The following is a 23,004-nucleotide window of genomic DNA, read 5'->3' as shown; positions in this document are numbered from 1 at the left end:
TAGCCGTCACCGGCGATGGACAACCGGGCGATCGGCTACGATCAGCCGAGGCGGGGTTTGACCATCACCTGACCCAGCCGGTGAACCTCGAGACTTTGCTGCAGTTGCATGTTCTGCGAGCGGGACGAACGGTCGACCAGTGAAACAGCGAACTTGCTCCGGAGGCCTATTTCCCCGCGACAACGAGCTCCCCAGTATTCACATGCCTGACGCCCTTCACGCTTCGGGCAATGTTCCTGACGTGATCGATCGCGTGCTGACTCGCCAACGAGCCTTTCAGCGTCACCACGCCGTGCGTCGTCATCACGCTCACATCGAAACCCTTGCTGACGCTGTCCGAAAGAATCTTGGATTTGACCTTGGTGGTGATCCAGCTATCGGACACCGCGCGCTCCGTCTTCGCGACGGCGCCAGGTTTGGCCGGCTTGCCGGCATCCATCGGCACCGCGAGGTTGTCACTGACACGCTGAACCCCGTCGACCGACCGGGCCGCCGATTCGGCCACCGACTTCGCGTGCAAGCTGCTTACCGTTCCGTCGAGTGTGACCACGCCGTCGACGGTGGTGACGCTGATATCGGATTTTCCGAGACCCTCTTCACCCATCAGCCTGGCTTTGACCTTCGTCGTGATGGCGGTGTCGTCGATCGCGGTACCAACGCTGCTGGCAGTTTTGGACATCGAACTTTCGCCGGCGGCGAGGCACGCCGCGCCGATGCCCAACCCGGCAACCAGCCCGACTGCAATCAGTGCAGTGCGGATCGATGTATGACTCGACAACATCCCTTTCATGAGCTTTCTCCAATGCGTCGTATGAACGACTTGATCTGAACAACGTGCACGATCCCGGTATCGAAACGTACGGGTCAATCGGCATCCGATGTGCAGCGATGCCGCAGCCCGTTTGGGGGCGGCGAAAACCTCGCGGATCTCGTGACGACAGAATCGCATCGCTGCGCGCCAATCTCGGTCCGGCCGCGTAGTTATGCACGGGATGTACGGGCTCAGTCTGTCCGATGCCGGACGGTTTGCTCGCGCGCGTGGCGCGCGGAACCGGAGCGGCCTCCGTACTTGCTCGAACCGGCCAGTCTCAGGGCCTTGCACAGACGACGGCAGTGAGGATGAACGGAATGACCTGATGCGCGACGGCCTTGCTGCCCGCTAACCGAGAATGTGCTTCGACCGAATCGATCGGCGCCTTGACGACGACGCCGTAAATCGAACCCGGCAGAGGTCGACCGGTTCCCTGCCTGAACAGCGCGTCATACTGCGCATAGGCGAACACGGCATAGACGCTGAAGCCGAACACCGTGAGCGCGGCGTCGCGGGTAGGCCGGAACGCGTTGACCGAATTCTGTTCGACCCGCATCGGATCGCGATCGATATAGCCGTGATTGAACAGGCGCACGATGAACGCGTGCGCGTCGGTGGTGCAGTCGAACTGCGCGTCCAGCGCATAGGCTTGGCTCGGCGCGGGGGTGAGCCCGACTCCGCCTGCAAAGCATGCGGCCAGCGCGTTGAGGAGTGTTTTTCTCATGACAGTCTGCGCGGACCGGATAAGTCCTCCATGCTCGTTAGCCGTACCACCTGCCCGGCCGCCTTGCGTCGGAATCGATTGCGGGCGATCTGCGCAAGGCGGCGCTTGCCGCGTCATACCCGGCAACCGCAAGCGCGCCGTCCCGGTCTTACGGATGCGCGGCGGCCACCCGTTTCGAGATGCAACGGTACGGCAACGATGATCCACGAAGGGGCCTTTCCCGACAGGATTCTCGAGCCTCCTATATCCGCCCCAGGAGGAGGAGCACAACTACGACGAGCAGCACCACGCCCAGCAAGCCGCTGGGCATATAGCCCCACGAACGGCTGTGCGGCCAGGTCGGTATCGCACCGATCAATACGAGCACCAGCACGACGATCAATATTGTTCCCAACATGGGCCTTCTCCTTTCGACTCAGTGTTTCGACGAACCCGTCGCCGCCCGCGCTTGGGACCCGGAACCTTCCGGGCCTTGCGAGAGGTATCGCCGCACAGTTCAATTTGATGCCGTTGGACATCTGCAATGTGAGTGAGAAACCTGCCCGGCAAAGTGAAATTGACATCGATCAGCCACGCAGTCGGTACGGTGGAGGACATCGAGATATCCGTTTTGCCGCCCCGGGATCGGGAACGCCGCAGCGAACTCGACTCTTTGCGTCGTCAGCGTGCCCTGGCATGACTGTGTCCCGGGTACGGCACCGTACCGACTTCAATCCAGACTGCGAGCAACGTAGGCCGTACACTCGAAGTGTCTGTTTTATCGCGTTCGATACGTATCGTCCCGTTTTACTTTCATCGTTCCCGCCACGCCGCGCCGCGTGACATGCACGAGAGTGATCGCTGACGCAACGCGTCGATCGCCCGTCGCAGTGTCTGAATCGACGGGCCGATCGCCAATGGGGTTGGGTTGGCAAGTCGAGTTTTTTCGGCCTGCATGGGACGCATCCGCGCCGAAAGCACCCATCAGAATGGACGATATCGCAGGCGTTAGCCGTCATGTTCGATTTCAAGGAATTGCGCCCCGCGAGGCCAGCAGCGCGCATCGAGCCTCCTGAAACACCCAGCGTGCAGGGTTTGATTACGCTTGCCGTTGGCGTCACGGTCATCGCCGCGCTCTATTTTGCGCGCGAGATCCTGATCCCGTTCACGCTGGCGATTCTGCTCAGCTTCCTGGTCGCTCCCCTCGCCAATCTTCTTGGCCGCATCAAGCTTGGCCACGTGGCCTCGGTTCTCCTTGCGGTGACGATGTCGGTCTCGGTGATCGTCGTGCTTGGGGGGATAATCGCCACCCAGATCACGGACCTCGCTGTCGGCATCCCCCGTTATCAGGCGACGATCGACAAGAAGATCTCTGTCGTGCATGGGCTCACGGTTGGAAAATTGAACCAGCTGGCGGGTACCGCCGGTCAGGCGCTTCAACGGGCAACCGTCGATCAGCCGAAAACGATACGCGAATCTTCCTCATCCTCGTCCGGCACCCAACCGCCTGCGGCGCTTCCCGTCGAGGTGCGCGAGCCGGCCCAGACACCATTCCAGCTTGCACGGCGCATACTGTCTCCCGTCGTCAGTCCACTCGAGACAGCCTTCATCGTATTTGTCGTCACCATCGTCATTCTGTTGCAGCGCGATGATCTTCGGGACCGGGCTATCCGCTTGTTCGGTTCGAGAGATCTCCATCGGACCACCACCGCAATGGACGAAGCCGCGCGGCGCCTCAGTCGATATTTCGTTTCGCAACTCGGCTTGAATGCGGGCGTGGGCGTCGTGATCGGGACCGGGCTGTTCATCATTGGCGTACCCAGTCCGGTGCTGTGGGGGATTCTGGCCGCGCTGTTGCGTCTTGTCCCCTACGTCGGAATCTGGATCTCCGCCATTCTGGCTACCGCACTAGCCGCAGCCGTCAGTCCGGAGTGGTCGATGGCGATCTGGTCGCTGGTGCTTTTCGTGACCGTCGAGCTGCTGGCCGGTCAGGCCGTCGAGCCACTGCTGTACGGCCATAGCACCGGCCTTTCCCCGTTTTCGGTCGTCGTCGCTGCGATTTTCTGGAGCTGGATATGGGGGCCAATCGGGCTCATCCTGTCCACTCCGCTGACACTTTGCCTGCTGGTCCTCGGTCGCCATGTTACGCGGCTCGAATTTCTCGACGTGCTGCTTGGCGACCAGCCCGCGCTGTCTCCAGTCGAAAATTTCTACCAGCGAGCGCTCGCCGGCGACCCCGATGACGCAGTAGAGCAAGCCAGGATACTGCTTCGCGACCGGCCGCTGTCCTCCTATTACGATGAAATCGTTCTCAAGGGCTTGCAGCTTGCGGCGGACGATGTCTTGCGCGGCGGCGTAACGCCGGCACAACTGGCGCGAATCGAGACCACGGTCAACGACCTCATCGAGGGCCTGGATGGTTTCGCAGACACCGATCCGGCTACCGATGCAGCAGCGGCCGACTGGGGCGCACCGGCTGCGCCTGCTGCCGGACAAAAGGTATCGTGCCAACCGGCTCGGAACGCTTCTTCGCCCGGCATCGAAGCTCGCCCGGTTCGGCATGCCGACAATCAGGTCCTTTGCATAGCAGGCCGGGGGGCGCTCGACGAGTTGGCATCGGCCATTCTCGTTCAGCTTCTCGGCAAGCACGATCTCGATTGTCGGGTGGTCAACCATGACGCGGCCTCGCGCGTCCGGATCGACGGTCTGGACGTCACCGCAGTGACGATAGTGTGCATTTTTTATCTAGCCATCAATGGAATCCCGTCGCACCTGCGTTACCTTTTGCGACGCGTGCGGCAGCGCTTGCCGGACGCGCTGATCGTCGTCGGCCTCTGGCCGGCAGGCGATACCGGTCAATGGCCCGAGGATCTCCGGAGTGCGATCGGCGCCGATCACTATGCCACTTCGGTCCGGGATATGGTCAACGCATGCATTGTCTCGACCGGCACGGCAAGCGCGTTCGGCTCCGAGCCGAAGCCTAACGGCGTTGCAGCCGTAACGGGCATACGGTGACAAGGGCATGTGGCTGTTGCATTTGCAGCGCAAGCGCCAGTCTTCGCGTCGGGTCGCGCGCTACGCCGGCGATTCGGTAGTGCAACGCCAGCGCGCAAGCGTCCGGCACCGGACAGACGTCGGTCGGGCGTCGGCGCACAGATGATCCATTCGATCGAACTCGCTCGCAATGACGGCAATCCCTTCGTGAGTCCATCGAATTCCTTTGGAGATCGATCATGAGACTCATTGCCCCTCCATCCCGACCGCGAACTGCACCGGCGCTCGCGATAGCGGTTTTTCTCGCGATAACGGCATTCGCCAATCCTGCGAGCGCTGCCTCCCCCGTGCAGACTCAAGCACCTGCAAGCGCGAAGACCGTTGCGACCCACGACCAGATCGATACGCGCATCAATAACCTTCACGACAGGCTTCAGATCACCGCGGCGCAGGAAGAACTTTGGCACAAGGTCGCGCAGGTCATGCGCGACAATGCGGGCACGATGGACTCGCTCAGACAGGCTCGAACCAGTCATGCCAACAGCATGAGCGCCGTCGACGATCTCAAGTCCTATGGCCAGGTCGCCGACGCCCATGCGGACGGCATCAAAAAACTCACTCCCGCGTTTCAGGCGCTGTACGACAGCATGTCCGACGCCCAGAAGAAGAATGCCGATCTGATCTTCCGGACTGACCATCACCGCTCCGCAAAGAAGGGGTGATTTCGAGACACCCGCAGCGGGAAACGGACCGGTGCCGCATTCAGGTCCCGGATCTCAGACAGGAGAACATCATGAAAACCCCAGAAGTACGCACCGCGTTCATCGGCTCGATGATGACCAGAATCATGACGACGGTCAGCTTGACCTTGGCCATTGGCGGCATGTCCATGGGGCCGGCTTTCGGCGCAGACTACGGCAACTACTACGATAACCAACAGCAGCATGGCGCGAATGACGGCTATCAGCATTACCAAAGCCAACCAAAGCATCGCACGGGTAACGGTTATTGGCAGAACCACGGGCATCAGTGGGATCACGGCAATCGGCAGGTTTATCGAAATCCGGGCAATGACTACCGTCGCGGCGACTACTACGACAACCGGGACTATGTGTATGCGCCACCACCCGTGGTCTATGCCCCGCAGTCGGCGCCAGGCGTCAGCCTGTTCATACCGCTCCGATTCCGGTAGGGTGCGGAATCGCACGGGGCTTTGTCTGCTGGGTCGGATGGCAACGAAGCCGGGAGAGACCGCTGTTCGGCCTGTCTCGGTTTCTTTGCTTCGCGATTACTGCGCAACCAGCCTTTTGCCGTGACTTTATTGCGATTCCATTCTGTTCGGATTGCGCGACCGCGCGGAGGGCAACATGCATAAACCTGCGGAGCTTGCCGAAAAATTCTTTGGCGTACCCTATGAATCATTGGACGAGCGCTCGAAGAATGTTGCACGTCTCGTTTCGGAACGAAAGCGCATAGCGAGAGACTCCACGAAAGAACTGGAGGAAGCGGCAACGCGCGGCCAGCGCGCGGCAGATGCCGTTGCCGCCTTCGGCGGGTCGTGGATATTCATCACGTGCTTTGTCGTCGTCATGGTCGTCTGGGTCAGTCTGAATTCGCTGATTCTGGCAACGTACAGCAAGACCTTCGATCCTTACCCGTATATCCTGCTCAACCTGTTTCTCTCGATGCTGGCAGCTATCCAGGCACCCATTATCCTGATGGCGCAGAACCGGCAGTCATACAAGGACCGGGTCTCTGCCGAACACGATTACGAAATCAATCTGAAGGCCGAACTCGAGATCATGTTGCTCCATGAAAAATTGGACGGGTTGCGCGAGGAGCAATGGACTGAATTGCTGAACATGCAGAAGGAACAGATGGCGGCGCTGAAGAACCTGCTCGAGTCTGGCAGGACGTGAGCAATGGGGTACCCGGGTCGCCAGCTTCGCGAAACTACGCGATCGAATGGCGAACGACGCGGCCCGGCCATCTATGGCGACTGCCGGTCGTTTCCTCCGATCGATCTGTTTGGGAGAATCGCCGTACAACGGGATATGACAGGCGAACTTCGACACGGTGACGTGTGCGTTACGAAGCCGCGGCATCGGTCATGATGAAGCGCACCGGAAGGACGCTGTTTTCATGTGATGGCCGCAGCCCCGACCTACCATCCTTCCCGTTGCCCTGCCCCATGCGGCCCCTGGTCATCGGAACGCCCGGAATGATTCATGTGGTCGCGCGAAGTGTCGCCTCGATTCCATCCGCTTTCGTGACCGCCGCCATACGCACCGCCATACCCCCCGTTTCGATCGCCGCGATAGCCCTCACCGGGTACCCAAAGGCATCCGGCAAGCACGGTTGCAATAGCCGCAAGACAGACATAGACAGACGCACGCATGTTGCTCTCCTTGCCAGTCGCATCCAGGCACGTTGCTTCGTTTGATCGACCGGAGACGAATGACGGAATCATTCACCGCTGACGTGAACCACGTCGATGTGCGTGTACAGGTCACGCACGAACGAACGGATGGTTGCAGAGGACATCGTCCCGACAACGAGATGGCGTGTCTGTACGGTGAAGGACGCTTGCGGAGACGGACCGGTTGCGTGGCATCGACCGACATTCACCCGCACACGCTGCACGTGCCGCGAAGCCGAACGCGACGCGGGACAACGCGGATGTTGCGCCTTTGTACGCTGTCGTACCGCATCCGTGGCCGTCCTGACGTAGCCTCGAAAGCTCGGGCAACAATCAGGAGACGATGATGCTACGACGAACATTTCTATGGGGTACGCCGGGATCGATCCTGGCTGTTTCCCTCGCGGTTTCGGGTTGCACGATGACCGGAACGTCCGACGCCAGCGGCCACCAGACCGATAAACGCCACACCATCGATGCGGGTGTCGACTCGACCCTCGCACGTCTTTACTCCAGCGCCAACGGCTCGCATGAACTCGTCGGCAAGGCGCGTGGCGTGCTGGTGTTCCCGTCGGTCATCGCGGCCGGCTTCTGGATCGGCGGTCAGTATGGTGAAGGCTCGCTGCGCGTGGCCGGCAGCACCGTCGGGTACTACAGCACCACGACCGGCTCGATCGGGCCGCAGATCGGCGCACAATCGAAAGCCATCATTTTCCTGTTCATGACCGAGGACGCGCTTAATCGGTTCCGTAGCAGCGAAGGCTGGTCGGCAGGCGGCGACGCATCAGTTGCAGTCCTGAAAGCTGGTGCGAACGGCAATGTCGACACCAGCACCGCGACCGCGCCGATCGAAGCATTCGTGCTGACGAACAGCGGGTTGATGGCGGGTGTGACGCTTGAAGGAACGAAGATCTCGAAGCTGAAGACACTGTAGTGCCCAGCGTGAGCCGGCAGACGCGGCGCCCTGAGGACGCGGCGGCGGATCTGAATTCGACTCGCCTGAACGGCGCGTAACCGTGCTCGTGTGGCGCCTGTCCGGCAACGGAGCGGACGCGCGCGCATCATCGCGGCTCATCCTTCCGCGGTCGACACCGCTCAGGCCTGCCGACCGCGATCGATTTCCCGTCAACTGCTCCGTGAAATATCGGTTCCGCATCGCGCACGCGCGACTCCGTGCACCTTGATGAGACACGTGTCGGCACTATAATTTTTGAAGGTAGATCCGCATTCGAACGGTCATCCCTAATTCGTCGAGAAAAGGGACACATTGCCGCCACTGTCCCGCCTGGTCGTCGGATCGGTAAGATATGATGGTTGGCCCCGTCCGCCGATTCCCGCAGCGCCCACATCGGTCGGATTCTCGTTCGTCAGCCGGGCGCAAGCGTAGGAGCCACGCATGCAGGACAACCCGCCCCTTACCGAAAATCACCTGTTAGCTGCGCTGCCGGAGAACGAGCGTGCCCACCTTGCCACACACCTGACGCTTGTCGAGATGCCGTTGGGAACGGTGCTGTACGAGTCGGGCGGCCAGCTTCATCACGTCTATTTTCCGACCACGTCGATCGTGTCGCTGCTGTATGTGATGGAGGATGGCTCGTCCGCGGAAATCGCGATCGTCGGCCATGAAGGCATGATCGGCGTGTCGCTGTTCATGGGCGGCGAAACGACGCCGAGTCGCGCCGTCGTGCAAAGCGCGGGGCAGGCCTACCGGCTCGACGCGAGCATCCTGAAGGAGGAATTCCGGCGCGGCAACGCGATGCAGCGCCTGTTGTTGCGCTATACTCAGGCGCTCATCACGCAGATGGCGCAGACTGCGGTATGCAACCGGCATCACTCGATCGATCAACAGCTGTGTCGCTGGCTGCTGCTCAGCCTCGACCGCCTGCCGTCGAACCAGTTGCGCATGACGCAGGAACTGATCGCCAACATGCTGGGCGTGCGCAGGTCGGGCGTGACGGAAGCAGCATTGAAGCTGCAGGACGCGGGCCTCATCCGCTACAACTACGGCCATATCGAGGTGCTGGACCGACCCGGGCTCGAAAAGCGCGTGTGCGAATGCTACAGCGTGGTCAAGCGCGAATTCGACCGCCTGCTTCCCGATCTGAAGCGACTCTAGCCGCCACTACGCCTTATCCGACGACCCAGTAAGGCGCCCGGTTGTAGTACTGGTGAAGCGACAATCCCCACTGCAATTGCGTCATCACCGGCCAGTGCTCGTCGTCGAAGCCTGGGGTGCTTTTGACATGCGCGGCGGCCACATCCAGATGGAAACATTTGTCGCCGACATCGTATTTCATCGCGCTCCACGGAATGGCGCAAAGCATCTCGCCCGTGCCGCCGCTGGACGCCACCGCGTAGGCAATTCTGCCGTGGTGCAAATCGAGCACAATGCCGAAAACATTGCCGATGTCCTCACCGTCCGACGCGATGATCTTGCTGCCCTTCAGGACATCCGCGGTTGTCACCATATGAGCGGGTTCATCGCCGGCATCGCGTTCGACGAGCTTGCCCCCGTTGCTGTCATCCCCGGATCGATCGGGGGTGTGGAGCATCCTCATGATGTCCTCCTTGGACAAGTTCCGGGAATATCCGTCTCGTGCACGGCCTCGACATCGAAAGCGGCACTCGACGCACGAGAAAACGCTGCGCGCACCGGCATCGGAAGTCGGTACGGTTCCGTACCCGGGTACACCGGGAATATCGGCTCGCCGGTGCGCCGACCGATTCCGCCGCGCTTATCGATATCGCCGGATACCGGCGACGACTCGATGCTTCGTGGTCGCGCAGGGCGCTGCCCCTGCGCTAGCGGTGCTTGATGTGTGACGACTTCCGATGATGCTTTCGATGGGCCGGGCGGGAGATCATCCTCGTGACACCGCCGATCGACGGCGGATCGCTGGCGGGGAATGTCCCCTCCACCGCCTCGTCGACATTGCGTTCGCTCTTGCCGCCGTTCGTATGCTGCTCTCGATATCTGCTGCGCATAACCGCCTCCATGGAGGTAATGGTCGGATCGGGCCGCGCCTGATTCAGCTGGGCCGCCAGCGTGAAACGCCTCCGGTCACGACGCCAGCATAGACCCGATCCGAACATTCCGTCCGGCGCGAACGTGATCCGCCGCACAACGCCGGGCATGGCGAAACAGCCACGCACACCGGCAAACCGTCCGGCATCGGACAGACTGAGCCCGCACACCCCGCGTATAGCTGGGCTGCCGGCCGGATGAGTCGCGAGACGTCGACTCCTTCCCGATTTTTCATCAGGATCCACCATGAAACTCGCTCTTCTCGCCCTCCCCCGACAGATTGCCGGCGCGTTCGCCGTGGCGGTGACAGTCGCCCTCGGCTCAGCCGTCTTCGCCCCACTCTCGAATGCTGCCGGCCCCGCACCGGATCACGCACCACCCCACGTCATGACCGTGGCGGCTCAAAAGTCGGTCGACGGGCGCATCAACAGCCTGCACCAGCGCCTTGGCATCACGCCTGCCCAGGAATCCCTGTGGCAGCGGGTCTCGCAGGTCATGCGCGATAACGCGAACGCGATGGAATCGCTCAGGAAGGCACGTAGCGATCACGCGAACGACATGAGCGCGATGGACGATCTTCATTCCTACGGCCAAGTCGCCAACGTGCACGCCGAAGGCATCAAAAAACTGACCACGGCATTTCAGCCGCTGTACGACAGCATGTCCGATACGCAAAAGCAGAACGCGGACGCGATTTTCCGTGGCAACGGTCACCACCTGATCAAGAAACAATAGTTCCGGATCGTACCCAGGAGAACATGATGGACGTTTCTGTCGGACACGCACGTCGAAACACGATGGCGCCGAGATCAGGCATGCGGCTCGTCGGCATGATCGTTGCGTTCGGCTGCCTTGTCGTTGCACCGCAGTTGCATGCGGAGAGAATGAATCACGGCTGGGACAAGGGCAATCACGCGCGCATGACGCATCAGGGCGGTCGCCACTACGACCATCACCGGCATGGAGGCGACGGCTATTACGATGGCGAGGATGACGCTTATGCCGCGCCTCCGATGGTTTACGAGCCGGCACCGGCGCCCGGCGTCTCGCTGTTCATCCCCCTGCGGCTGCGTTAACGTACGAATCCTGTCCAGCGGACGGGTACACCCGGCGGCACGTGGCTGTGGCGACCCTCACTGCTTCGTGATCCTGATGACGATGCTCGAGAGGATGTGTCGCGACATGCCGGGACGGACGGTTCCCCCTCGTGCGCGCTTTGTACGGTTTCGTACCGCATCGGCTAGCCGCCGCGTGTAGCGTCTCAAACATGCCGGCTATCCGAGTGGACGCGCTCGGCAGGAATCGCTCCGCATCGGCGGACGAACGGCTGGATGCCACCGCACGGCAGGCAGGTCGGCCGGATCACCGAAGTGCCGAGCATCGCTCTGGCGAGGACATCATGTTGCGAAGCATCCGAAGGTTGCACGGAGACACGGTTCGAGCGAAGGACGGCGATATCGGGCACATCCACCAGGCCTACTTCGACGACGACAACTGGTGCATCCGTTACCTCGTCGTCGAGACGGGCGACTGGCTGCACGACAGGCAGGTGCTGATCTCGCCGTATTCCGTCACGCACGCCGATCCCGAAACCCGCACGCTGTACGTCAGCCTCACGCAACAGCAGGTGAGAGACAGCCCGAATCTGGACACGCACAAGCCGGTATCGCGTCAGCACGAAATCGAGTACCTGCGTTACTACGACTACCCGACTTACTGGGGCGGCCCGAACCTTTGGGGGATGGGCGCGTACCCGGCTTTCGATCCCGCCGGGCCTTCGCAGGACCCCGACGCGGGCAATCCGCTGTTCTCGCACACCGCGCCGGCCAGTGCAGCGGCGGATACGCATCTGCGCAGCACCGGCGAGGTCGACGGATATCGGCTCGAAGCCACGGACGGACATATCGGTCACGTATCCGACTTCATTTACGACGATGAAGCGTGGGTGATCCGCTATCTGGCGATCGACACGTCGAGCTGGTGGTCGACCGGCAACGAAGTGCTGATCGCGACGCACTGGCTCGACCAGGTGGACTGGCCCACGGAAACGGTATCGGCCACGCTCACGCGCGACGCAATCCGCCGAAGCCCTCGATACGACGACTCGCAGCTCGTTCATCGCAGCTACGAGATCGCATTGCATGAGTTCTACGGCAAGCACGGCTATTGGTCCGGAGACCGATAACGCAGATCCGCGCAATGGTTAACCAACGCCACCACGATCCCGTGCGGGATATCGCATGACCGGACGCCAGGGAGCAGTTGCATGACCTCAACCGATTTCCCGTCAATAGAAGGTTCGGCACTCGATGCGCTGTGCATCAACACGCTGCGCTTCCTGTCGATCGATGCCGTGCAGAAAGCGGCGAGCGGCCATCCAGGTTTGCCGCTCGGCGCCGCGCCGATGGCCTATGTGTTGTGGATGCGCCATCTCAAGCATCATCCCGCCAATCCGGCGTGGCTCGATCGCGATCGCTTCATCCTGTCGGCCGGACATGGTTCGATGCTGTTGTACAGCCTGCTTCACCTGACCGGCTACGATCTGCCGCTCGATCAGATCGAGCGGTTCCGGCAGTCGGGCAGCCTCACGCCCGGTCATCCGGAGCGCGGCCTCACGCCGGGTGTCGAGACGACGACCGGTCCGCTCGGCCAGGGCTTCGCCAACGCCGTCGGGATGGCGATGGCCGAAGCGCATCTCGCTGCACGCTACAACCGCCCCGGCTTCGAGATTGTGGATCACCACACCTACGCGCTCGTCAGCGACGGCGACCTGATGGAAGGCGTCGCAGCGGAGGCCGCATCGCTTGCCGGCCATCTCCAGCTCGGCAAGCTGATCTGTCTGTACGACGACAATCGGGTCACGCTGTCGGCCGGCACGTCCCTCACCTTCACCGAAGATCGCGCGCGACGGTTCGACGCCTACGGCTGGCATACCGAAACGGTCGACGACGGCAACGATCTGGCCGCCATCGACGCGGCGCTGGTCAACGCACGTGCCGAGCCACTGCGTCCGTCGTTGATCCTCGTGCGCACGCATCTCGGCTACGGCTCACCCAATCGCCAAGACACCTACCAGGCGCACGGATCGCCGCTCGGTGACGCCGAGGTGCGCCTGACCAAGCACAACCTCGGCTGGCCGCCCGACCCCGCGTTTCATATCCCCGCATCGGCGCTCGCGCATTTTCGTCGCGCGCTGACGGAGGGGCGCGCACGGGAAGATCATTGGAACGCGCGGTTCGCAGCGTATGCGCGCGCGTTTCCCGAGCTGGCCGACGCGCTGCTGAACACGGTGCGCGGCACGCTGCCCGACCGGTGGGACCGCGATATCCCGGTTTTCCCGGCCGATCCGAAAGGCATGGCGACGCGGGTTGCTTCCGGAGAGGTACTGAATGCCCTTGCCTCCCGCGTCCCGTCGCTGGTCGGCGGCTCCGCCGATCTGAATCCCTCGACCTTCACTGCGCTGACCGGGCTCGGCGATTTCGAGGCTGCCGGCATGAGCGCGCTCGACCGGCAAGGTTCCGACGGCGGCGGCTGGAGCCGCGGCGGCCGCAATCTGCATTTCGGTGTGCGCGAGCATGCGATGGGCGCGATCCTGAACGGCCTGGCGGCTCACGGCGGCATCCTGCCGTTCGGCGCGACCTTCCTGATCTTTTCCGACTACATGCGTCCGCCGATCCGGCTCGCCGCGTTGATGCGCCTGCAGGTGATCTATGTGTTCACGCACGACAGCCTCGCCGTCGGCGAGGACGGTGCGACGCATCAGCCGGTGGAGCAGCTTGCCGGCCTGCGTGCGATCCCGGGCCTGCTGGTGATTCGACCGGCCGATGCCAACGAGACGGCCGTCGCGTGGCGGGTGGCGCTCGAAGCCCGGGAGCGGCCGACCGCGCTGGTTCTGACCCGCCAGGACGTGCCGACCATCGATCGCTTGCGGTTCGCGCCGGCCGAGGGGTTGCGGCGCGGCGGCTACGTCTTGGCCGATGCGCCCGAGGGCCGCCCCACGCTGATCCTGATCGCGACGGGCTCGGAAGTCGCGCTCGCGCTGGCGGCGCACGCAGAGCTGCTCGCGCGCGGCGTGGCGGTTCGGGTGGTGTCGCTGCCCTGCTGGAGATTGTTCGACGCCCAGCCCCAGCCGTATCAGGACGCCGTGCTGCCGAAGTCGGTCGGCGCGCGGCTGGCGATCGAAGCGGGCGTATCGCAAGGCTGGCACCGCTATGTCGGCGATCGCGGCGACGTGCTCGGCGTCGCGGGTTTCGGCGCGTCGGCGCCGGGCGCCGAGTTGATGCGCGATTTCGGCTTCACAGTCGAGAACGTCTGCGACCGCGCACTGAAACTGCTCGCCTGAGCCGCAGCCGGCCCGTGCGCGTATCAGGCGTGCGGGCCGCCGCCGGCATGGTGCGTACCGGCTTCGAGCACCGCGTCGACCATCGACTGGGCATCGGCCACGATGCTCGCCACGTGCTCCTCGCCGTTGAAGCTTTCCGCATAGATCCGGTAGAGATCCTCGGTACCGGATGGCCGGGCCACGAACCAGCCGTGTTCCGTCATCACCTTGATGCCGCCGATCGCGGCCCGATTGCCCGGCGCCCGATCGAGTATCCGGACGATCGCTTCTCCCGCCAGTTCGGTGTGCGTGAACTGATGCGGCGTCAGCCGCGCCAGCAGTGCGCGCTGCTCGCGTGTGGCCGCGGCCTGTACCCGCCGTTCGGCGGGCGCGCCGAATCGGTGCGCCAGACCGCGGTAAAGCTCCGCCGGATCGCGGCCGGTTCGCGTCATGATTTCGGCAGACAGCAACGCGGGAACGATGCCGTCCTTGTCGGTCGTCCAGGGTTGCCCGTCGAGCTGCAGGCACGTGGCCCCCGCACTCTCCTCGCCGGCGAACCCCAGCGTGCCGTCGAGCAAGCCGCCGACGAACCATTTGAAGCCGACGGGTACTTCGTAGACTTCGCGAGCGCGTGCGCGGGCGACACGATCGATCATCCCGCTGCAGACGACCGACTTGCCGACCGCCGCGCGCGCGGGCCACCCCGGCCGATGCGCGTACAGATAATCGACGAGCACCGCGAGATAGTGATTGGGCGGCAAGAGACCGTCGCTCCGCGTGACGATCCCGTGCCGGTCGTGGTCGGTGTCGCACGCGAACGCGACGTCGAAGCGGTCTTTCCGCGCGATCAGGGTCTGCATCGCATACGGCGACGACGGATCCATGCGGATCCGTCCGTCCCAGTCGACGCTCATGAAGCGAAAAGTCGGGTCGACTTCCTCGCTGACGATCACGAGATTCAAGCGGTAACGCTCGGCAATCGCGCGCCAGTAGTGCACCCTGGCGCCGCCGAGCGGATCGACGCCGAGCCGGATCGGCGCGCCGCGCAGAAGGTCCATGTCGATGACGCTCGCCAGGTCGTCGACATACGCCGCGAGGAAGTCGTAGCGGTGCGTCGTGGCGGCATTCGATGCCTTCGACAACGAGACGCGGCTCACCCCCGCGAGCCCCGCTTCGAGCAGATCGTTCGCCACCGTTTCGATCCAGCGGGTGACGGCCTCCTCGGCCGGGCCGCCGGTCGCCGGGTTGTACTTGATGCCGCCGTTGTCCGGGGGATTGTGCGACGGCGTCACCACGATGCCGTCGGCGAGCCCGGCACTGCGTCCGTGGTTGTACTTCAGGATCGCGCGCGAAACGGCCGGCGTGGGTGTGTATTCGCCCGGCGGCGCCAGCATGACCTCGACGCCATTGGCAGCCAGTACTTCAAGCACGCTCGCCTGCGCCGGTTCGGACAGTGCGTGCGTATCGATGCCGAGAAACAACGGACCGTCGATGCCGTGCGAACGTCGATACCGGCAGATCGCCTGCGCGATCGCGAGGACGTGCCACTCGTTGAAGCTGCGGGTCGACGCGGAGCCCCGGTGTCCCGACGTGCCGAACGTCACGCGTTGCGCCGGGACGGCCGGGTCCGGCATATCGGTGTAGTACGCGGTCACGAGGCGGGGGACGTCGATCCACAGCGCGTATGGCGCGAGCCGGCCCGCCAGCGGACTGACGGGCATCGCGGCCGGCGCGACCGGCGGGTCGGATGTCGTGGGTTTCAACCTGCCTCCTGTATGGGGCACAGCCCCACTCTCGTTCGCGCATGGGCCATGACTGCCGGCACGCCGGCCAGGCTCAATGCGTGGCCGGCGTGCCCGCTCGACGCTCGAGCATGACGATAAGGGCGATGATGCTGACGAACTGCGTGCGTTCCGACGGCGTCGGACAGCCGTCTTCCAGAATCGATTCCAGCCGGATTCGCCACAGTGCCCATGGCACAGGCTCACCAGGCGCGACGCGTGCAATGAGTCGTTCGAGTGAACGCAGGTCTCCCTCGATTGCTGGGTGGGCCATGGCCATGCTCCGATTGTCGTGAGGAACGGCGAACAGTCTATGACGAAGCACCGCGCCGCTCTGCCCGCTACCGTACATCGCATGCGTGCCGCTTCGGGTAGGCCTTCCCAACCGCGTCAGCCGCAGGCGCGCGTCGCTGCGATCGCAATGGTCGTGCCCGGTCCTTTGTCCGCCATCGGACAGACGCCGGACCGGCTCGCTGCGAACGTGGTACGACCGGCGCATCGCCATCCCGTGACGCTCCCGCGCCGACAGGCGGCCCGAGCGTCACGTTATCCATGCTGGGTATGCAAAGTGACTGAAACGATCGGATGCCTCATCTTCGGAGCCCTGCTGATTGCCATGGGACTCATCGGATCGTCGCTCGAGCGCCTGCCGCTGAGCGCGGCCATGGTGTATCTCGGGATCGGCTTTCTGGTCGGACCGGCCGGCACCGGCTTGCTGTCGATGACCTTGCCGGATGACGTCACGCGCTTGCGTTTCGCCGCCGAAATCGGCTTGCTGATCTCGCTGTTCGCGATCGGCTTGAGGCTGCGTGTCCCGCCCGCCGATCCCCGCTGGATGCTGCCGCTGCGGCTTGGCGTCGTCGCGATGATCTTCACTGTCGTGTCGATCGCCGCGCTCGGCGTGCTGGTGCTGCATTTGAGCATCGGCGTGGCGGTACTGCTGGGCGCGATGATCGCGCCGACGGACCCGGTGCTCGCTCATGACGTCGGCGTGCGCGACGCGGGTGACGTCGAACTGGTGCGCTTTTCGTTGTCCGGCGAAGGCGGGATCAACGACGGCACGGCCTACCCGTGCGCGGTGCTCGGCCTGCTTGTGTGCGGGTCCGGCACGACGTCGGCGCTCCACTGGAGCATGGCCGGCGGCATTGCATGGGGCATCGCGTCCGGTGTGGGCGCCGGCTGGCTGCTCGGCTTCGTCACCGCCCGGCTCGTCGCATTCCTGCGCAGTCGTCACGGACAGGCGCTCGGCCTCGAAGGGTTCTTCGCGCTGGGCCTGATCATGCTGTCGTACGGCGTGGCGCTCGCCATTCATGGCTACGGGTTCCTGGCCGTGTTCGCCGCGGGCGTCGCGATGCGGCGCGTCGAGCATCGAACGAGCGGCCGGAAGACGTCGAAGGAGACGGTCGGCGTCGTGGACAGCGAGGATGTCGAGGCCACCGCCACCGATCCCGACAAAGCCCATGCCTTCGTCGCGGAATCGGTCATGAGATTCACGATCGAGCTTGAACACATCGCCGAAGCCGTGCTGATCCTGTTGATCGGCGCGCTCGTGTCCCGCTATTGGGCCGACATGCAGACCTGGACGGGCGCGGCCGTGGTCGCGACACTGCTGTTCGTCATCCGGCCGGCCGCCACCCGGCTCGCGCTGATCGGCTCCCGGGCGTCTCGCCACCAGCGCCGGTTGATCAGCTGGTTCGGCATTCGCGGCGTGGGTTCCCTGTATTACTTGATGCTGGCAATCGAGCAAGGGCCGCGCGCGGAATTGTTGCCGCTGGTTCCGTGGGTACTGACCATCATCGCCGTGTCGATCGTGCTGCACGGCATGTCGGCCACGCCGCTCATGCGCCGCTTTGCATGAGATCCGTGGTGGGCGCAGTGGCACGGTGCATGTGTTGGTAGAACGGTTCGGTTCGGTGCGATGCCACACCCGACACTCACGGTGCCGGGCGGCGGTCTTTCGATGAACCTGCAGCGTCGATGATGTCCCGCGTCACAGCCTGCCCAGCAGCATCATGATGAGCAATACGATCAATACCAAGCCCAGCAATCCGCTTGGACCATAACCCCAGCCGTTGCTGTAGCGCCAGGTCGGGATCACCCCGACCATCAACAGCACGACAACGATCAGTAGAAGAAGTCCCAGTGACATGTCGTCTCTCCTCGATCAATCCGGCCGGCCATGTCGCGATGCGTGCGCACCGATGGCTGCCGAATGCAATCGAACCGATGTTTCCGTCGATCTGCGCCCGTGCGCTCCCGCGTCGAAATGGGCGGCGCCGCCTCTCGAATGCCCGAGTCGCCGGGATGTCAGTCATCCCGCTCCGTCATGCGGACGCGTGCTCGATGCACCCGGTTCGGGACGTGCATCGACGCTTTCGATATCAACGTAGACGGACGCGGGCGGGGAGTCTGTCCGGCAACGTACCGGACGCAGGCGAGCTATCGCGGGTGCCGCGTGCGAGGCTCGTCACCCGCTGTTTCGTGGGGCCCGGTTCAGTGGAGATGTCCTCCGAACAGCCCGAGCAACCCGATGACGATCAGGTAGATCGCCACGATGTAATTCAACAGACGGGGCACCACAAGAATCAGGATGCCGGCGATCAGCGAAACCAGTGGGCCCGCGCTCGTGAGAATGTGCATACGCCCTCCGCAAGATTGAAAACAACACAGGGATACAAAGCCGCCCTGCCTTCGCCGCCGGTTACAGCGACTCGAGCCTGATGACCTTCGATGTTCGTCGCAGCATGATGCGCCTCAGGTTGTTCGTGGATATCCCTGACGCTACACACAGGCGAATGCGAATGCGGTACGAAAGCGTACCAAGCGCGCAAAGCATGATCACATGCCCCCCATCTTCGCGGCGATCGACCCAATCGCCGCCCGCATGCATCAGGCGGCACGCCGGCGCCGATTCGCGTACGGCAACGTACCGACCTTCGTCGCGATTGCGCGCAACATGTGTTCGGGCGGCTTGGTTGTCCCGCGCCGAAGCGCCCGATACGACGCCTCGATGGTTCGGGGTGTCGTACCGGTGAAACAGGCGACCCATGTCAAGGAGCAGTGTGATGAACAGGGATCAGGTGAGAGGCCGCATCGCGGAAGCAAAAGGCAAGCTGAAGGAAATGGTCGGCAGGATCATGGGAAATCGAACGACCCGAATGCAGGGCAAAGTCGAGCAGGTCGTCGGCAAGACACAAGCGTCATTCGGCGACGCGAAAGCGCAATTCAAGCGGCGGCCGTAGGGTGTTCGCGCGAACCGTCCGAAGCGCCGCGCGATCGGGCAACGTGCGGCGGACTCGCCGGTGGTGATGGCACACGTCCGCATCCGGCGAGATCCGTTTCCCAGCCGACCGTCACGATGCCGCAACGCGTCGGGTGTCGTCGCCATGCGCGGCGGCAAGCGGTTTGTGCTGCTCGTCTCCCACGCCGGGAAAGAACGCGTCCCACGCGTCCCGGACACCTTTCGCTGCGGTCGCATCCGCGGCAATCGTCTCCTGGTCGCTCGACTTGGCCGGATCGGAGCACAAGCCTCGCCAGCGCGTAAAGATGAGCATCGGCTTTTCGGTCCATTCGCCGTCGCCGAACTTCGCAAATGCCGTGTCGCCGCTCACCAGTCGCACTTCATACCATCCGTTGCGAACAGGCGCATATTGGTCCAGCTTAAACCATCGTGTAGATGAGATTTTCATCATTGCCTCATGGATTCATGGATCGTTGTACAGGACAAAACTCCGGTCCCGTCTGATCAACCCGTGCGCGCTAATACGCGCACCGATTCAGCCACAGCCGGCCTGCTGACGTCATATGGATGGAGCCGCCGGTGCGCGACTCGTATGCAAGCCCGTGAGTCAATAGTTCATTGGCTATGGAGCGCGGAATATTGGCTTGGGAATCCGGAATTCGATCAAGCGACTTGAGGGTCTCGACGACCTCGGGTGAAAGTGGGATGCACATGGCAGCCTCCTCGATGTTTATTTCATCGTGAACCGAACGACACGCGTTGGTCTGTACGGTATCGACTATTTGCAGTCGGGTTTTTCCGACACCGCAGGTGACTGCCGCATTGAAGCGCAATGATTTATCCGCATCGAAAATATGATTCGGCATCCGATGTTTTTCTTGCGAAACCATTGTCAAGCGCGCACACTGAACATACCTGCCGGTTTTTTGTCAAGGCATCGGCGCCCTTGAATCCTTCGGCGCCAACGGTTGCTCTGTCAGGAGCAAATCATGACCATCCCCACTCTCGAATATCGCGGACGTGAACTCCGCGTCTATTCACAAATGCTTTTCCCGCCGTTCGGCGATCCCCACGCCCCCGGCCCGAAGCGTTTTGCTTCAATCGTGCGCATCGACACGATTCCGGCGACCTCGGCAACGGCACCGCGTTACTCGACCATTTTCGAGCACGGCGCTCCGCAAACGGCGGCGCTCGCACTCGAACTGGCGATGCAATTCGGCAAGGACATCGTGGATGGCAAGATCGCCCCTCAGGCGATCTGATCCGTCCGCCGCATCCGACTCGACGCGGCGTCTCGCGACGCGAGCACACCTCATTCAGGAGGATCTATGAAATCCCACTCAGGCACGTCGGTTGACCGACGCGATGACGCGACCCGGAAAAAGCAGCGGGACGATCTGGCCCGTGCCGACGTCGAACGCGCCGAAAAGCGCATCCGTCAGGATGCCGGCATCAATTCCAATGCGAGCAAGTGGCGTTACTCGCGTCCCGACAATCGCGCGAGATGAGCGGCGCATGCGCCGCGCGCCGTGGCACGCCGGTCCCGCATCGCAGGTCGCGGGCGGGCCGGGGTCACGCATAGTGGCGCAGGCGGATCGAGAAATCGGCGATCGCGTCGATACCGCTCTGCTCCGCGCAACGGCACCAATCCTGCAACTGAGCCAGCAGTTGCTCGTGCGATGCGTGCGACCACGTCCATAGCTCGAGCAACGCCTCGTACATGTCGACGTACACGCGCGTTCGCCGGTTGGCATTGGGGCTCGTCAGCGCCCGCAGATCGGGCTTGTCCCGATGGCCCCAGGTCTGGCGCAGCCAGCGTTTCATGCCAAGCGCGAACACGCGCTTGTCGTCGCGGCTCATGTTCTTGATGCGGCGCAGCTCCCGCCGGCAGGCGGGCTCGAGCATGCGCGCATAGGCGGCCATTACCGCATGCCGGTTGCGGATGATCGCTTGCAGCGTCGCGTCGTCGACCACGGCCTTGTCCGCGAGCAGGCGCGGTTTCGTCGCGACTCGCCGAATGGTCGCCAGTTTCAATGCCGCCAGGAGGCGAATGTACAGCCAGCCGATGTCGAATTCAAACCATCGGTTCGACAGTATGGCGGACGTCACGTATGCGTGGTGATTGTTGTGCAACTTTTCTCCGCCGATCAGGATGCCCAGCGGGAAGAGGTTAGTACTCGCATCGGGCGTCGCGAAATTCCGATAACCATTGAAGTGGCCGCAACCGTTGATCACGCCGCCGGCCCAGAACGGAATCCACATCATCTGGATCGCCCACGCCGACACGCCGGGCAGCCCGAACAGCCCGACGTCGATCACGACCAGCAGCCCGACGCCGAGATTCGGATAGCGCGCATAGACGTGGCGTTCGAGCCAGTCGTCCGGGGTAGCCGACCCATATCGGCGTAGCGTCTCCTCGTTGCGCACTTCCGCGCGGTACAGTTCCGCGCCGCGGAGCAGCACGGTCGCGAGGTCACGGGTTCGCGGGCTATGCGGATCTTCCGGGGTCTCGCTCCTCGCGTGATGCTTGCGATGCATGGCGACCCACTGCTTGGTCAGCATGCCCGTCGTCAACCACAGCCAGAACCGAAGGAAGTGACTGACGCCCGGGTGCAGATCCAGCGCCCGGTGCGCCTGACAACGGTGCAGGTACACCGTCACGCTGATGATGGTGACATGCGTGAGCACGAGCACGACCCACGCAAGCTGCCACCAGGACAGCCTCAGCTCGCCGTTCAGGAGAAATGCCGACATACCGGTCGCACTCCGTGCCACGCACGTATCCGCGCGCGCTTCGCCGTGACGGCGGGTGCGCGTGCCGATTCCCTACCCTTCGGCCGGCCGACCTACTTCCCGACCTGATTGCCGACAACGCCGCCGACGGCCGCGCCGCCAACCGTGCCCAATGCACTGCCGCCCGTCAGGACTGCACCGGCAACACCGCCGACACCCGCCCCGATCACGGTATCCGTTCCGCGGCGAGACATACCGCCGCAACCCGCCAGCACGGCAATCGTCATGGTGACTATCGCCATCTCGACTGCCACGGAATGTAGCTTTCTCATGATCATCTCCTTGGGTTGCCGCGGCGCCGTCCGATCCGGCACGACGCACGGAAGCCCATGCGCTGACGTCTCGATGGAATTCGAAACGTCAGTTCATGATGGGAGGTAAATCGCGCGCAGTCCGTCCGCTAACGTACCGGCCCGGATGCCGACCTGCCGTCTCACGGAAGCACCGCTTGCGCTGCCCCCAGCGTCACGACCACGCTGTGGCGGCGACCGTCGTCCACGAGCCGCACCGCCGCTTCGCCGGCGGCGAGCCGCACGCCATCGACCACGAGGCGGGCGACGCCGCCGCTGGCGCCGCCCGGATTTTCGACGACGATGTCGTAGTGCGACGCCCCGTGACGCAGAGTGGCCCTGAAACCCGGCCAGGATCGCGGGATGCACGGCTGAATCAACAGCATGTCGCCATGCCTGCGCAGGCCGAGCAGCCCTTCGACGCCCGCACGATACAGCCAGCCCGCCGAGCCGGTGTACCAGGTCCATCCGCCCCGGCCGACATGCGGCGCGACGGAATATACGTCGGCCGCGACCACGTACGGCTCGACCCGATAGCGATTCGCGCCGCTACGCGTGCGGCTCCGATTGACCGGATTGAGCAGCGCGAACAGATTCGCAGCGCGATCGCCGTCGCCCATTTGCGC

26 protein-coding genes and 1 pseudogene are annotated in these 23,004 nt (G+C 63.3%); 14 read left to right on the top strand and 13 right to left on the bottom strand.

Going from position 1 to position 23,004, the window contains the following annotated elements:
• Positions 1-166: 166 nt before the first annotated feature.
• The 3 genes from HWX55_RS07435 to HWX55_RS07425 form a co-directional block, all read right to left on the bottom strand.
• Positions 167-790: a BON domain-containing protein gene (locus tag HWX55_RS07435; RefSeq protein ID WP_198174603.1), complete on the bottom strand. Its 624-nt coding sequence runs from the start codon at positions 788-790 to the stop codon at positions 167-169.
• Positions 791-1,088: 298 nt separating this feature from the next.
• The gene (locus HWX55_RS07430) at positions 1,089-1,652 is read right to left on the bottom strand and encodes a hypothetical protein (RefSeq protein WP_226128594.1); all 564 of its coding nucleotides are present in this window, start codon (positions 1,650-1,652) and stop codon (positions 1,089-1,091) included.
• A gap of 124 nt (positions 1,653-1,776) precedes the next feature.
• A complete protein-coding gene (locus HWX55_RS07425) occupies positions 1,777-1,932 on the bottom strand; it encodes a DUF3309 family protein (protein WP_006413558.1) in 156 nt (51 codons plus the stop codon).
• Positions 1,933-2,531: 599 nt separating this feature from the next.
• On the opposite strand from HWX55_RS07425, the gene HWX55_RS07420 reads away from it, so the two are divergent.
• The 6 genes from HWX55_RS07420 (at position 2,532) to HWX55_RS07395 (ending at position 9,043) form a co-directional block, all read left to right on the top strand.
• Positions 2,532-4,529 (top strand): AI-2E family transporter, encoded by a 1,998-nt coding sequence (locus HWX55_RS07420; protein WP_175975118.1) that lies wholly within the window; start codon positions 2,532-2,534, stop codon positions 4,527-4,529.
• Positions 4,530-4,747: 218 nt separating this feature from the next.
• Entirely contained in the window at positions 4,748-5,230 is a 483-nt protein-coding gene (locus HWX55_RS07415) for a Spy/CpxP family protein refolding chaperone (RefSeq protein ID WP_208101909.1), read from the top strand.
• A gap of 71 nt (positions 5,231-5,301) precedes the next feature.
• On the top strand, positions 5,302-5,700 hold the full coding sequence (locus HWX55_RS07410) for a hypothetical protein (RefSeq protein ID WP_105752586.1): 399 nt from the start codon (positions 5,302-5,304) through the stop codon (positions 5,698-5,700).
• Positions 5,701-5,875: 175 nt separating this feature from the next.
• Positions 5,876-6,427: a DUF1003 domain-containing protein gene (locus HWX55_RS07405; RefSeq protein WP_006413590.1), complete on the top strand. Its 552-nt coding sequence runs from the start codon at positions 5,876-5,878 to the stop codon at positions 6,425-6,427.
• Between the two features lie 846 nt (positions 6,428-7,273).
• The gene (locus tag HWX55_RS07400; protein ID WP_175975304.1) at positions 7,274-7,861 is read left to right on the top strand and encodes a YSC84-related protein; all 588 of its coding nucleotides are present in this window, start codon (positions 7,274-7,276) and stop codon (positions 7,859-7,861) included.
• A gap of 462 nt (positions 7,862-8,323) precedes the next feature.
• Positions 8,324-9,043, top strand: coding sequence for a Crp/Fnr family transcriptional regulator (locus HWX55_RS07395; protein ID WP_175975115.1), 720 nt, complete (start codon positions 8,324-8,326; stop codon positions 9,041-9,043).
• A gap of 13 nt (positions 9,044-9,056) precedes the next feature.
• Here HWX55_RS07395 and HWX55_RS07390 read toward each other — a convergent pair whose 3' ends face one another.
• On the bottom strand, positions 9,057-9,485 hold the full coding sequence (locus HWX55_RS07390; protein WP_043280788.1) for a PRC-barrel domain-containing protein: 429 nt from the start codon (positions 9,483-9,485) through the stop codon (positions 9,057-9,059).
• 244 nt (positions 9,486-9,729) lie between these two features.
• Positions 9,730-10,200, bottom strand: a complete 471-nt coding sequence (locus tag HWX55_RS36065) for a hypothetical protein (RefSeq protein WP_226128592.1) — start codon at positions 10,198-10,200, stop codon at positions 9,730-9,732.
• On the opposite strand from HWX55_RS36065, the gene HWX55_RS07380 reads away from it, so the two are divergent.
• The 4 genes from HWX55_RS07380 to tkt all read left to right on the top strand — a co-directional run bounded on the left by HWX55_RS07380 (position 10,199) and on the right by tkt (position 14,294).
• A complete protein-coding gene (locus tag HWX55_RS07380; RefSeq protein ID WP_006413580.1) occupies positions 10,199-10,687 on the top strand; it encodes a Spy/CpxP family protein refolding chaperone in 489 nt (162 codons plus the stop codon). The genes HWX55_RS36065 and HWX55_RS07380 overlap by 2 nt on opposite strands.
• A 26-nt stretch (positions 10,688-10,713) precedes the next feature.
• Complete coding sequence (locus HWX55_RS07375) at positions 10,714-11,028, top strand: hypothetical protein (RefSeq protein WP_006413595.1); 315 nt, start codon at positions 10,714-10,716, stop codon at positions 11,026-11,028.
• Between the two features lie 323 nt (positions 11,029-11,351).
• Positions 11,352-12,137 carry a PRC-barrel domain-containing protein gene (locus HWX55_RS07370; protein WP_175975114.1) on the top strand — a complete coding sequence of 262 codons (786 nt, stop codon included), beginning with the start codon at positions 11,352-11,354 and terminating at the stop codon, positions 12,135-12,137.
• Positions 12,138-12,218: 81 nt separating this feature from the next.
• Positions 12,219-14,294: a transketolase gene (tkt, locus tag HWX55_RS07365; protein WP_175975112.1), complete on the top strand. Its 2,076-nt coding sequence runs from the start codon at positions 12,219-12,221 to the stop codon at positions 14,292-14,294.
• A gap of 23 nt (positions 14,295-14,317) precedes the next feature.
• Here tkt and pgm read toward each other — a convergent pair whose 3' ends face one another.
• On the bottom strand, positions 14,318-15,994 hold the full coding sequence (gene pgm / locus HWX55_RS07360) for a phosphoglucomutase (alpha-D-glucose-1,6-bisphosphate-dependent) (RefSeq protein ID WP_175975303.1): 1,677 nt from the start codon (positions 15,992-15,994) through the stop codon (positions 14,318-14,320).
• A 628-nt stretch (positions 15,995-16,622) separates the two neighbouring features.
• Here pgm and HWX55_RS07355 point away from each other — a divergent pair.
• Positions 16,623-17,912: a cation:proton antiporter gene (locus tag HWX55_RS07355; RefSeq protein ID WP_175975110.1), complete on the top strand. Its 1,290-nt coding sequence runs from the start codon at positions 16,623-16,625 to the stop codon at positions 17,910-17,912.
• 132 nt (positions 17,913-18,044) lie between these two features.
• Here HWX55_RS07355 and HWX55_RS07350 read toward each other — a convergent pair whose 3' ends face one another.
• Entirely contained in the window at positions 18,045-18,203 is a 159-nt protein-coding gene (locus HWX55_RS07350; RefSeq protein ID WP_078041817.1) for a DUF3309 family protein, read from the bottom strand.
• A 344-nt stretch (positions 18,204-18,547) separates the two neighbouring features.
• Positions 18,548-18,694: a DUF3096 domain-containing protein gene (locus HWX55_RS07345; protein WP_006413561.1), complete on the bottom strand. Its 147-nt coding sequence runs from the start codon at positions 18,692-18,694 to the stop codon at positions 18,548-18,550.
• A 425-nt stretch (positions 18,695-19,119) separates the two neighbouring features.
• Between HWX55_RS07345 and HWX55_RS07340 the strand changes: the two genes are divergently transcribed.
• Positions 19,120-19,296: a CsbD family protein gene (locus HWX55_RS07340; RefSeq protein WP_078041937.1), complete on the top strand. Its 177-nt coding sequence runs from the start codon at positions 19,120-19,122 to the stop codon at positions 19,294-19,296.
• A gap of 111 nt (positions 19,297-19,407) precedes the next feature.
• Here HWX55_RS07340 and HWX55_RS07335 read toward each other — a convergent pair whose 3' ends face one another.
• Both HWX55_RS07335 and HWX55_RS36060 read right to left on the bottom strand, forming a co-directional pair.
• Positions 19,408-19,743, bottom strand: coding sequence for a hypothetical protein (locus HWX55_RS07335; protein WP_078041938.1), 336 nt, complete (start codon positions 19,741-19,743; stop codon positions 19,408-19,410).
• 70 nt (positions 19,744-19,813) lie between these two features.
• Positions 19,814-20,161: a hypothetical protein gene (locus tag HWX55_RS36060; RefSeq protein WP_244140516.1), complete on the bottom strand. Its 348-nt coding sequence runs from the start codon at positions 20,159-20,161 to the stop codon at positions 19,814-19,816.
• Between the two features lie 123 nt (positions 20,162-20,284).
• Between HWX55_RS36060 and HWX55_RS07325 the strand changes: the two genes are divergently transcribed.
• Both HWX55_RS07325 and HWX55_RS36055 read left to right on the top strand, forming a co-directional pair.
• Positions 20,285-20,557, top strand: coding sequence for a hypothetical protein (locus HWX55_RS07325; RefSeq protein ID WP_078041820.1), 273 nt, complete (start codon positions 20,285-20,287; stop codon positions 20,555-20,557).
• Positions 20,558-20,623: 66 nt separating this feature from the next.
• On the top strand, positions 20,624-20,803 hold the full coding sequence (locus HWX55_RS36055) for a hypothetical protein (RefSeq protein ID WP_146254754.1): 180 nt from the start codon (positions 20,624-20,626) through the stop codon (positions 20,801-20,803).
• Between the two features lie 64 nt (positions 20,804-20,867).
• Here the strand turns inward: HWX55_RS36055 and HWX55_RS07320 are convergent, their stop codons facing one another.
• The 3 genes and pseudogenes from HWX55_RS07320 to HWX55_RS07310 all read right to left on the bottom strand — a co-directional run.
• Entirely contained in the window at positions 20,868-22,049 is a 1,182-nt protein-coding gene (locus HWX55_RS07320; protein WP_175975108.1) for a fatty acid desaturase, read from the bottom strand.
• A 92-nt stretch (positions 22,050-22,141) separates the two neighbouring features.
• Positions 22,142-22,360 carry a glycine zipper 2TM domain-containing protein gene (locus HWX55_RS07315; RefSeq protein ID WP_078041939.1) on the bottom strand — a complete coding sequence of 73 codons (219 nt, stop codon included), beginning with the start codon at positions 22,358-22,360 and terminating at the stop codon, positions 22,142-22,144.
• Between the two features lie 161 nt (positions 22,361-22,521).
• Positions 22,522-23,004: pseudogene (locus HWX55_RS07310) on the bottom strand (glycosyltransferase 36 associated protein); the annotation flags it as partial.

It is taken from the genome of Burkholderia sp. BCC1047 (genome assembly GCF_902833155.1).
Lineage (GTDB): Bacteria > Pseudomonadota > Gammaproteobacteria > Burkholderiales > Burkholderiaceae > Burkholderia > Burkholderia sola.
The sequence above is the reverse complement of the archived record's forward strand: the minus strand, read 5'-3'. Positions and strand labels throughout refer to the sequence as shown.

What these genes read in the sequence shown, in the direction of transcription:
- pgm (WP_175975303.1), bottom strand. Translation starts at nt 15,994, where the DNA reads ATGCCCGTCAGTCCGCTGGCGGGCCGGCTCGCGCCATACGCGCTGTGG.
- HWX55_RS36065 (WP_226128592.1), bottom strand. Translation starts at nt 10,200, where the DNA reads ATGGTGGATCCTGATGAAAAATCGGGAAGGAGTCGACGTCTCGCGACT.
- HWX55_RS07375 (WP_006413595.1), top strand. Translation starts at nt 10,714, where the DNA reads ATGGACGTTTCTGTCGGACACGCACGTCGAAACACGATGGCGCCGAGA.
- HWX55_RS07400 (WP_175975304.1), top strand. Translation starts at nt 7,274, where the DNA reads ATGCTACGACGAACATTTCTATGGGGTACGCCGGGATCGATCCTGGCT.
- HWX55_RS36060 (WP_244140516.1), bottom strand. Translation starts at nt 20,161, where the DNA reads ATGCCGAATCATATTTTCGATGCGGATAAATCATTGCGCTTCAATGCG.
- HWX55_RS07345 (WP_006413561.1), bottom strand. Translation starts at nt 18,694, where the DNA reads ATGCACATTCTCACGAGCGCGGGCCCACTGGTTTCGCTGATCGCCGGC.
- HWX55_RS07340 (WP_078041937.1), top strand. Translation starts at nt 19,120, where the DNA reads ATGAACAGGGATCAGGTGAGAGGCCGCATCGCGGAAGCAAAAGGCAAG.
- HWX55_RS07430 (WP_226128594.1), bottom strand. Translation starts at nt 1,652, where the DNA reads ATGACGCGGCAAGCGCCGCCTTGCGCAGATCGCCCGCAATCGATTCCG.
- HWX55_RS07415 (WP_208101909.1), top strand. Translation starts at nt 4,748, where the DNA reads ATGAGACTCATTGCCCCTCCATCCCGACCGCGAACTGCACCGGCGCTC.
- HWX55_RS07435 (WP_198174603.1), bottom strand. Translation starts at nt 790, where the DNA reads ATGAAAGGGATGTTGTCGAGTCATACATCGATCCGCACTGCACTGATT.
- HWX55_RS07410 (WP_105752586.1), top strand. Translation starts at nt 5,302, where the DNA reads ATGAAAACCCCAGAAGTACGCACCGCGTTCATCGGCTCGATGATGACC.
- tkt (WP_175975112.1), top strand. Translation starts at nt 12,219, where the DNA reads ATGACCTCAACCGATTTCCCGTCAATAGAAGGTTCGGCACTCGATGCG.
- HWX55_RS07425 (WP_006413558.1), bottom strand. Translation starts at nt 1,932, where the DNA reads ATGTTGGGAACAATATTGATCGTCGTGCTGGTGCTCGTATTGATCGGT.
- HWX55_RS07395 (WP_175975115.1), top strand. Translation starts at nt 8,324, where the DNA reads ATGCAGGACAACCCGCCCCTTACCGAAAATCACCTGTTAGCTGCGCTG.
- HWX55_RS07335 (WP_078041938.1), bottom strand. Translation starts at nt 19,743, where the DNA reads ATGAAAATCTCATCTACACGATGGTTTAAGCTGGACCAATATGCGCCT.
- HWX55_RS07320 (WP_175975108.1), bottom strand. Translation starts at nt 22,049, where the DNA reads ATGTCGGCATTTCTCCTGAACGGCGAGCTGAGGCTGTCCTGGTGGCAG.
- HWX55_RS07325 (WP_078041820.1), top strand. Translation starts at nt 20,285, where the DNA reads ATGACCATCCCCACTCTCGAATATCGCGGACGTGAACTCCGCGTCTAT.
- HWX55_RS07420 (WP_175975118.1), top strand. Translation starts at nt 2,532, where the DNA reads ATGTTCGATTTCAAGGAATTGCGCCCCGCGAGGCCAGCAGCGCGCATC.
- HWX55_RS07390 (WP_043280788.1), bottom strand. Translation starts at nt 9,485, where the DNA reads ATGAGGATGCTCCACACCCCCGATCGATCCGGGGATGACAGCAACGGG.
- HWX55_RS07380 (WP_006413580.1), top strand. Translation starts at nt 10,199, where the DNA reads ATGAAACTCGCTCTTCTCGCCCTCCCCCGACAGATTGCCGGCGCGTTC.
- HWX55_RS07405 (WP_006413590.1), top strand. Translation starts at nt 5,876, where the DNA reads ATGCATAAACCTGCGGAGCTTGCCGAAAAATTCTTTGGCGTACCCTAT.
- HWX55_RS36055 (WP_146254754.1), top strand. Translation starts at nt 20,624, where the DNA reads ATGAAATCCCACTCAGGCACGTCGGTTGACCGACGCGATGACGCGACC.
- HWX55_RS07370 (WP_175975114.1), top strand. Translation starts at nt 11,352, where the DNA reads ATGTTGCGAAGCATCCGAAGGTTGCACGGAGACACGGTTCGAGCGAAG.
- HWX55_RS07315 (WP_078041939.1), bottom strand. Translation starts at nt 22,360, where the DNA reads ATGAGAAAGCTACATTCCGTGGCAGTCGAGATGGCGATAGTCACCATG.
- HWX55_RS07350 (WP_078041817.1), bottom strand. Translation starts at nt 18,203, where the DNA reads ATGTCACTGGGACTTCTTCTACTGATCGTTGTCGTGCTGTTGATGGTC.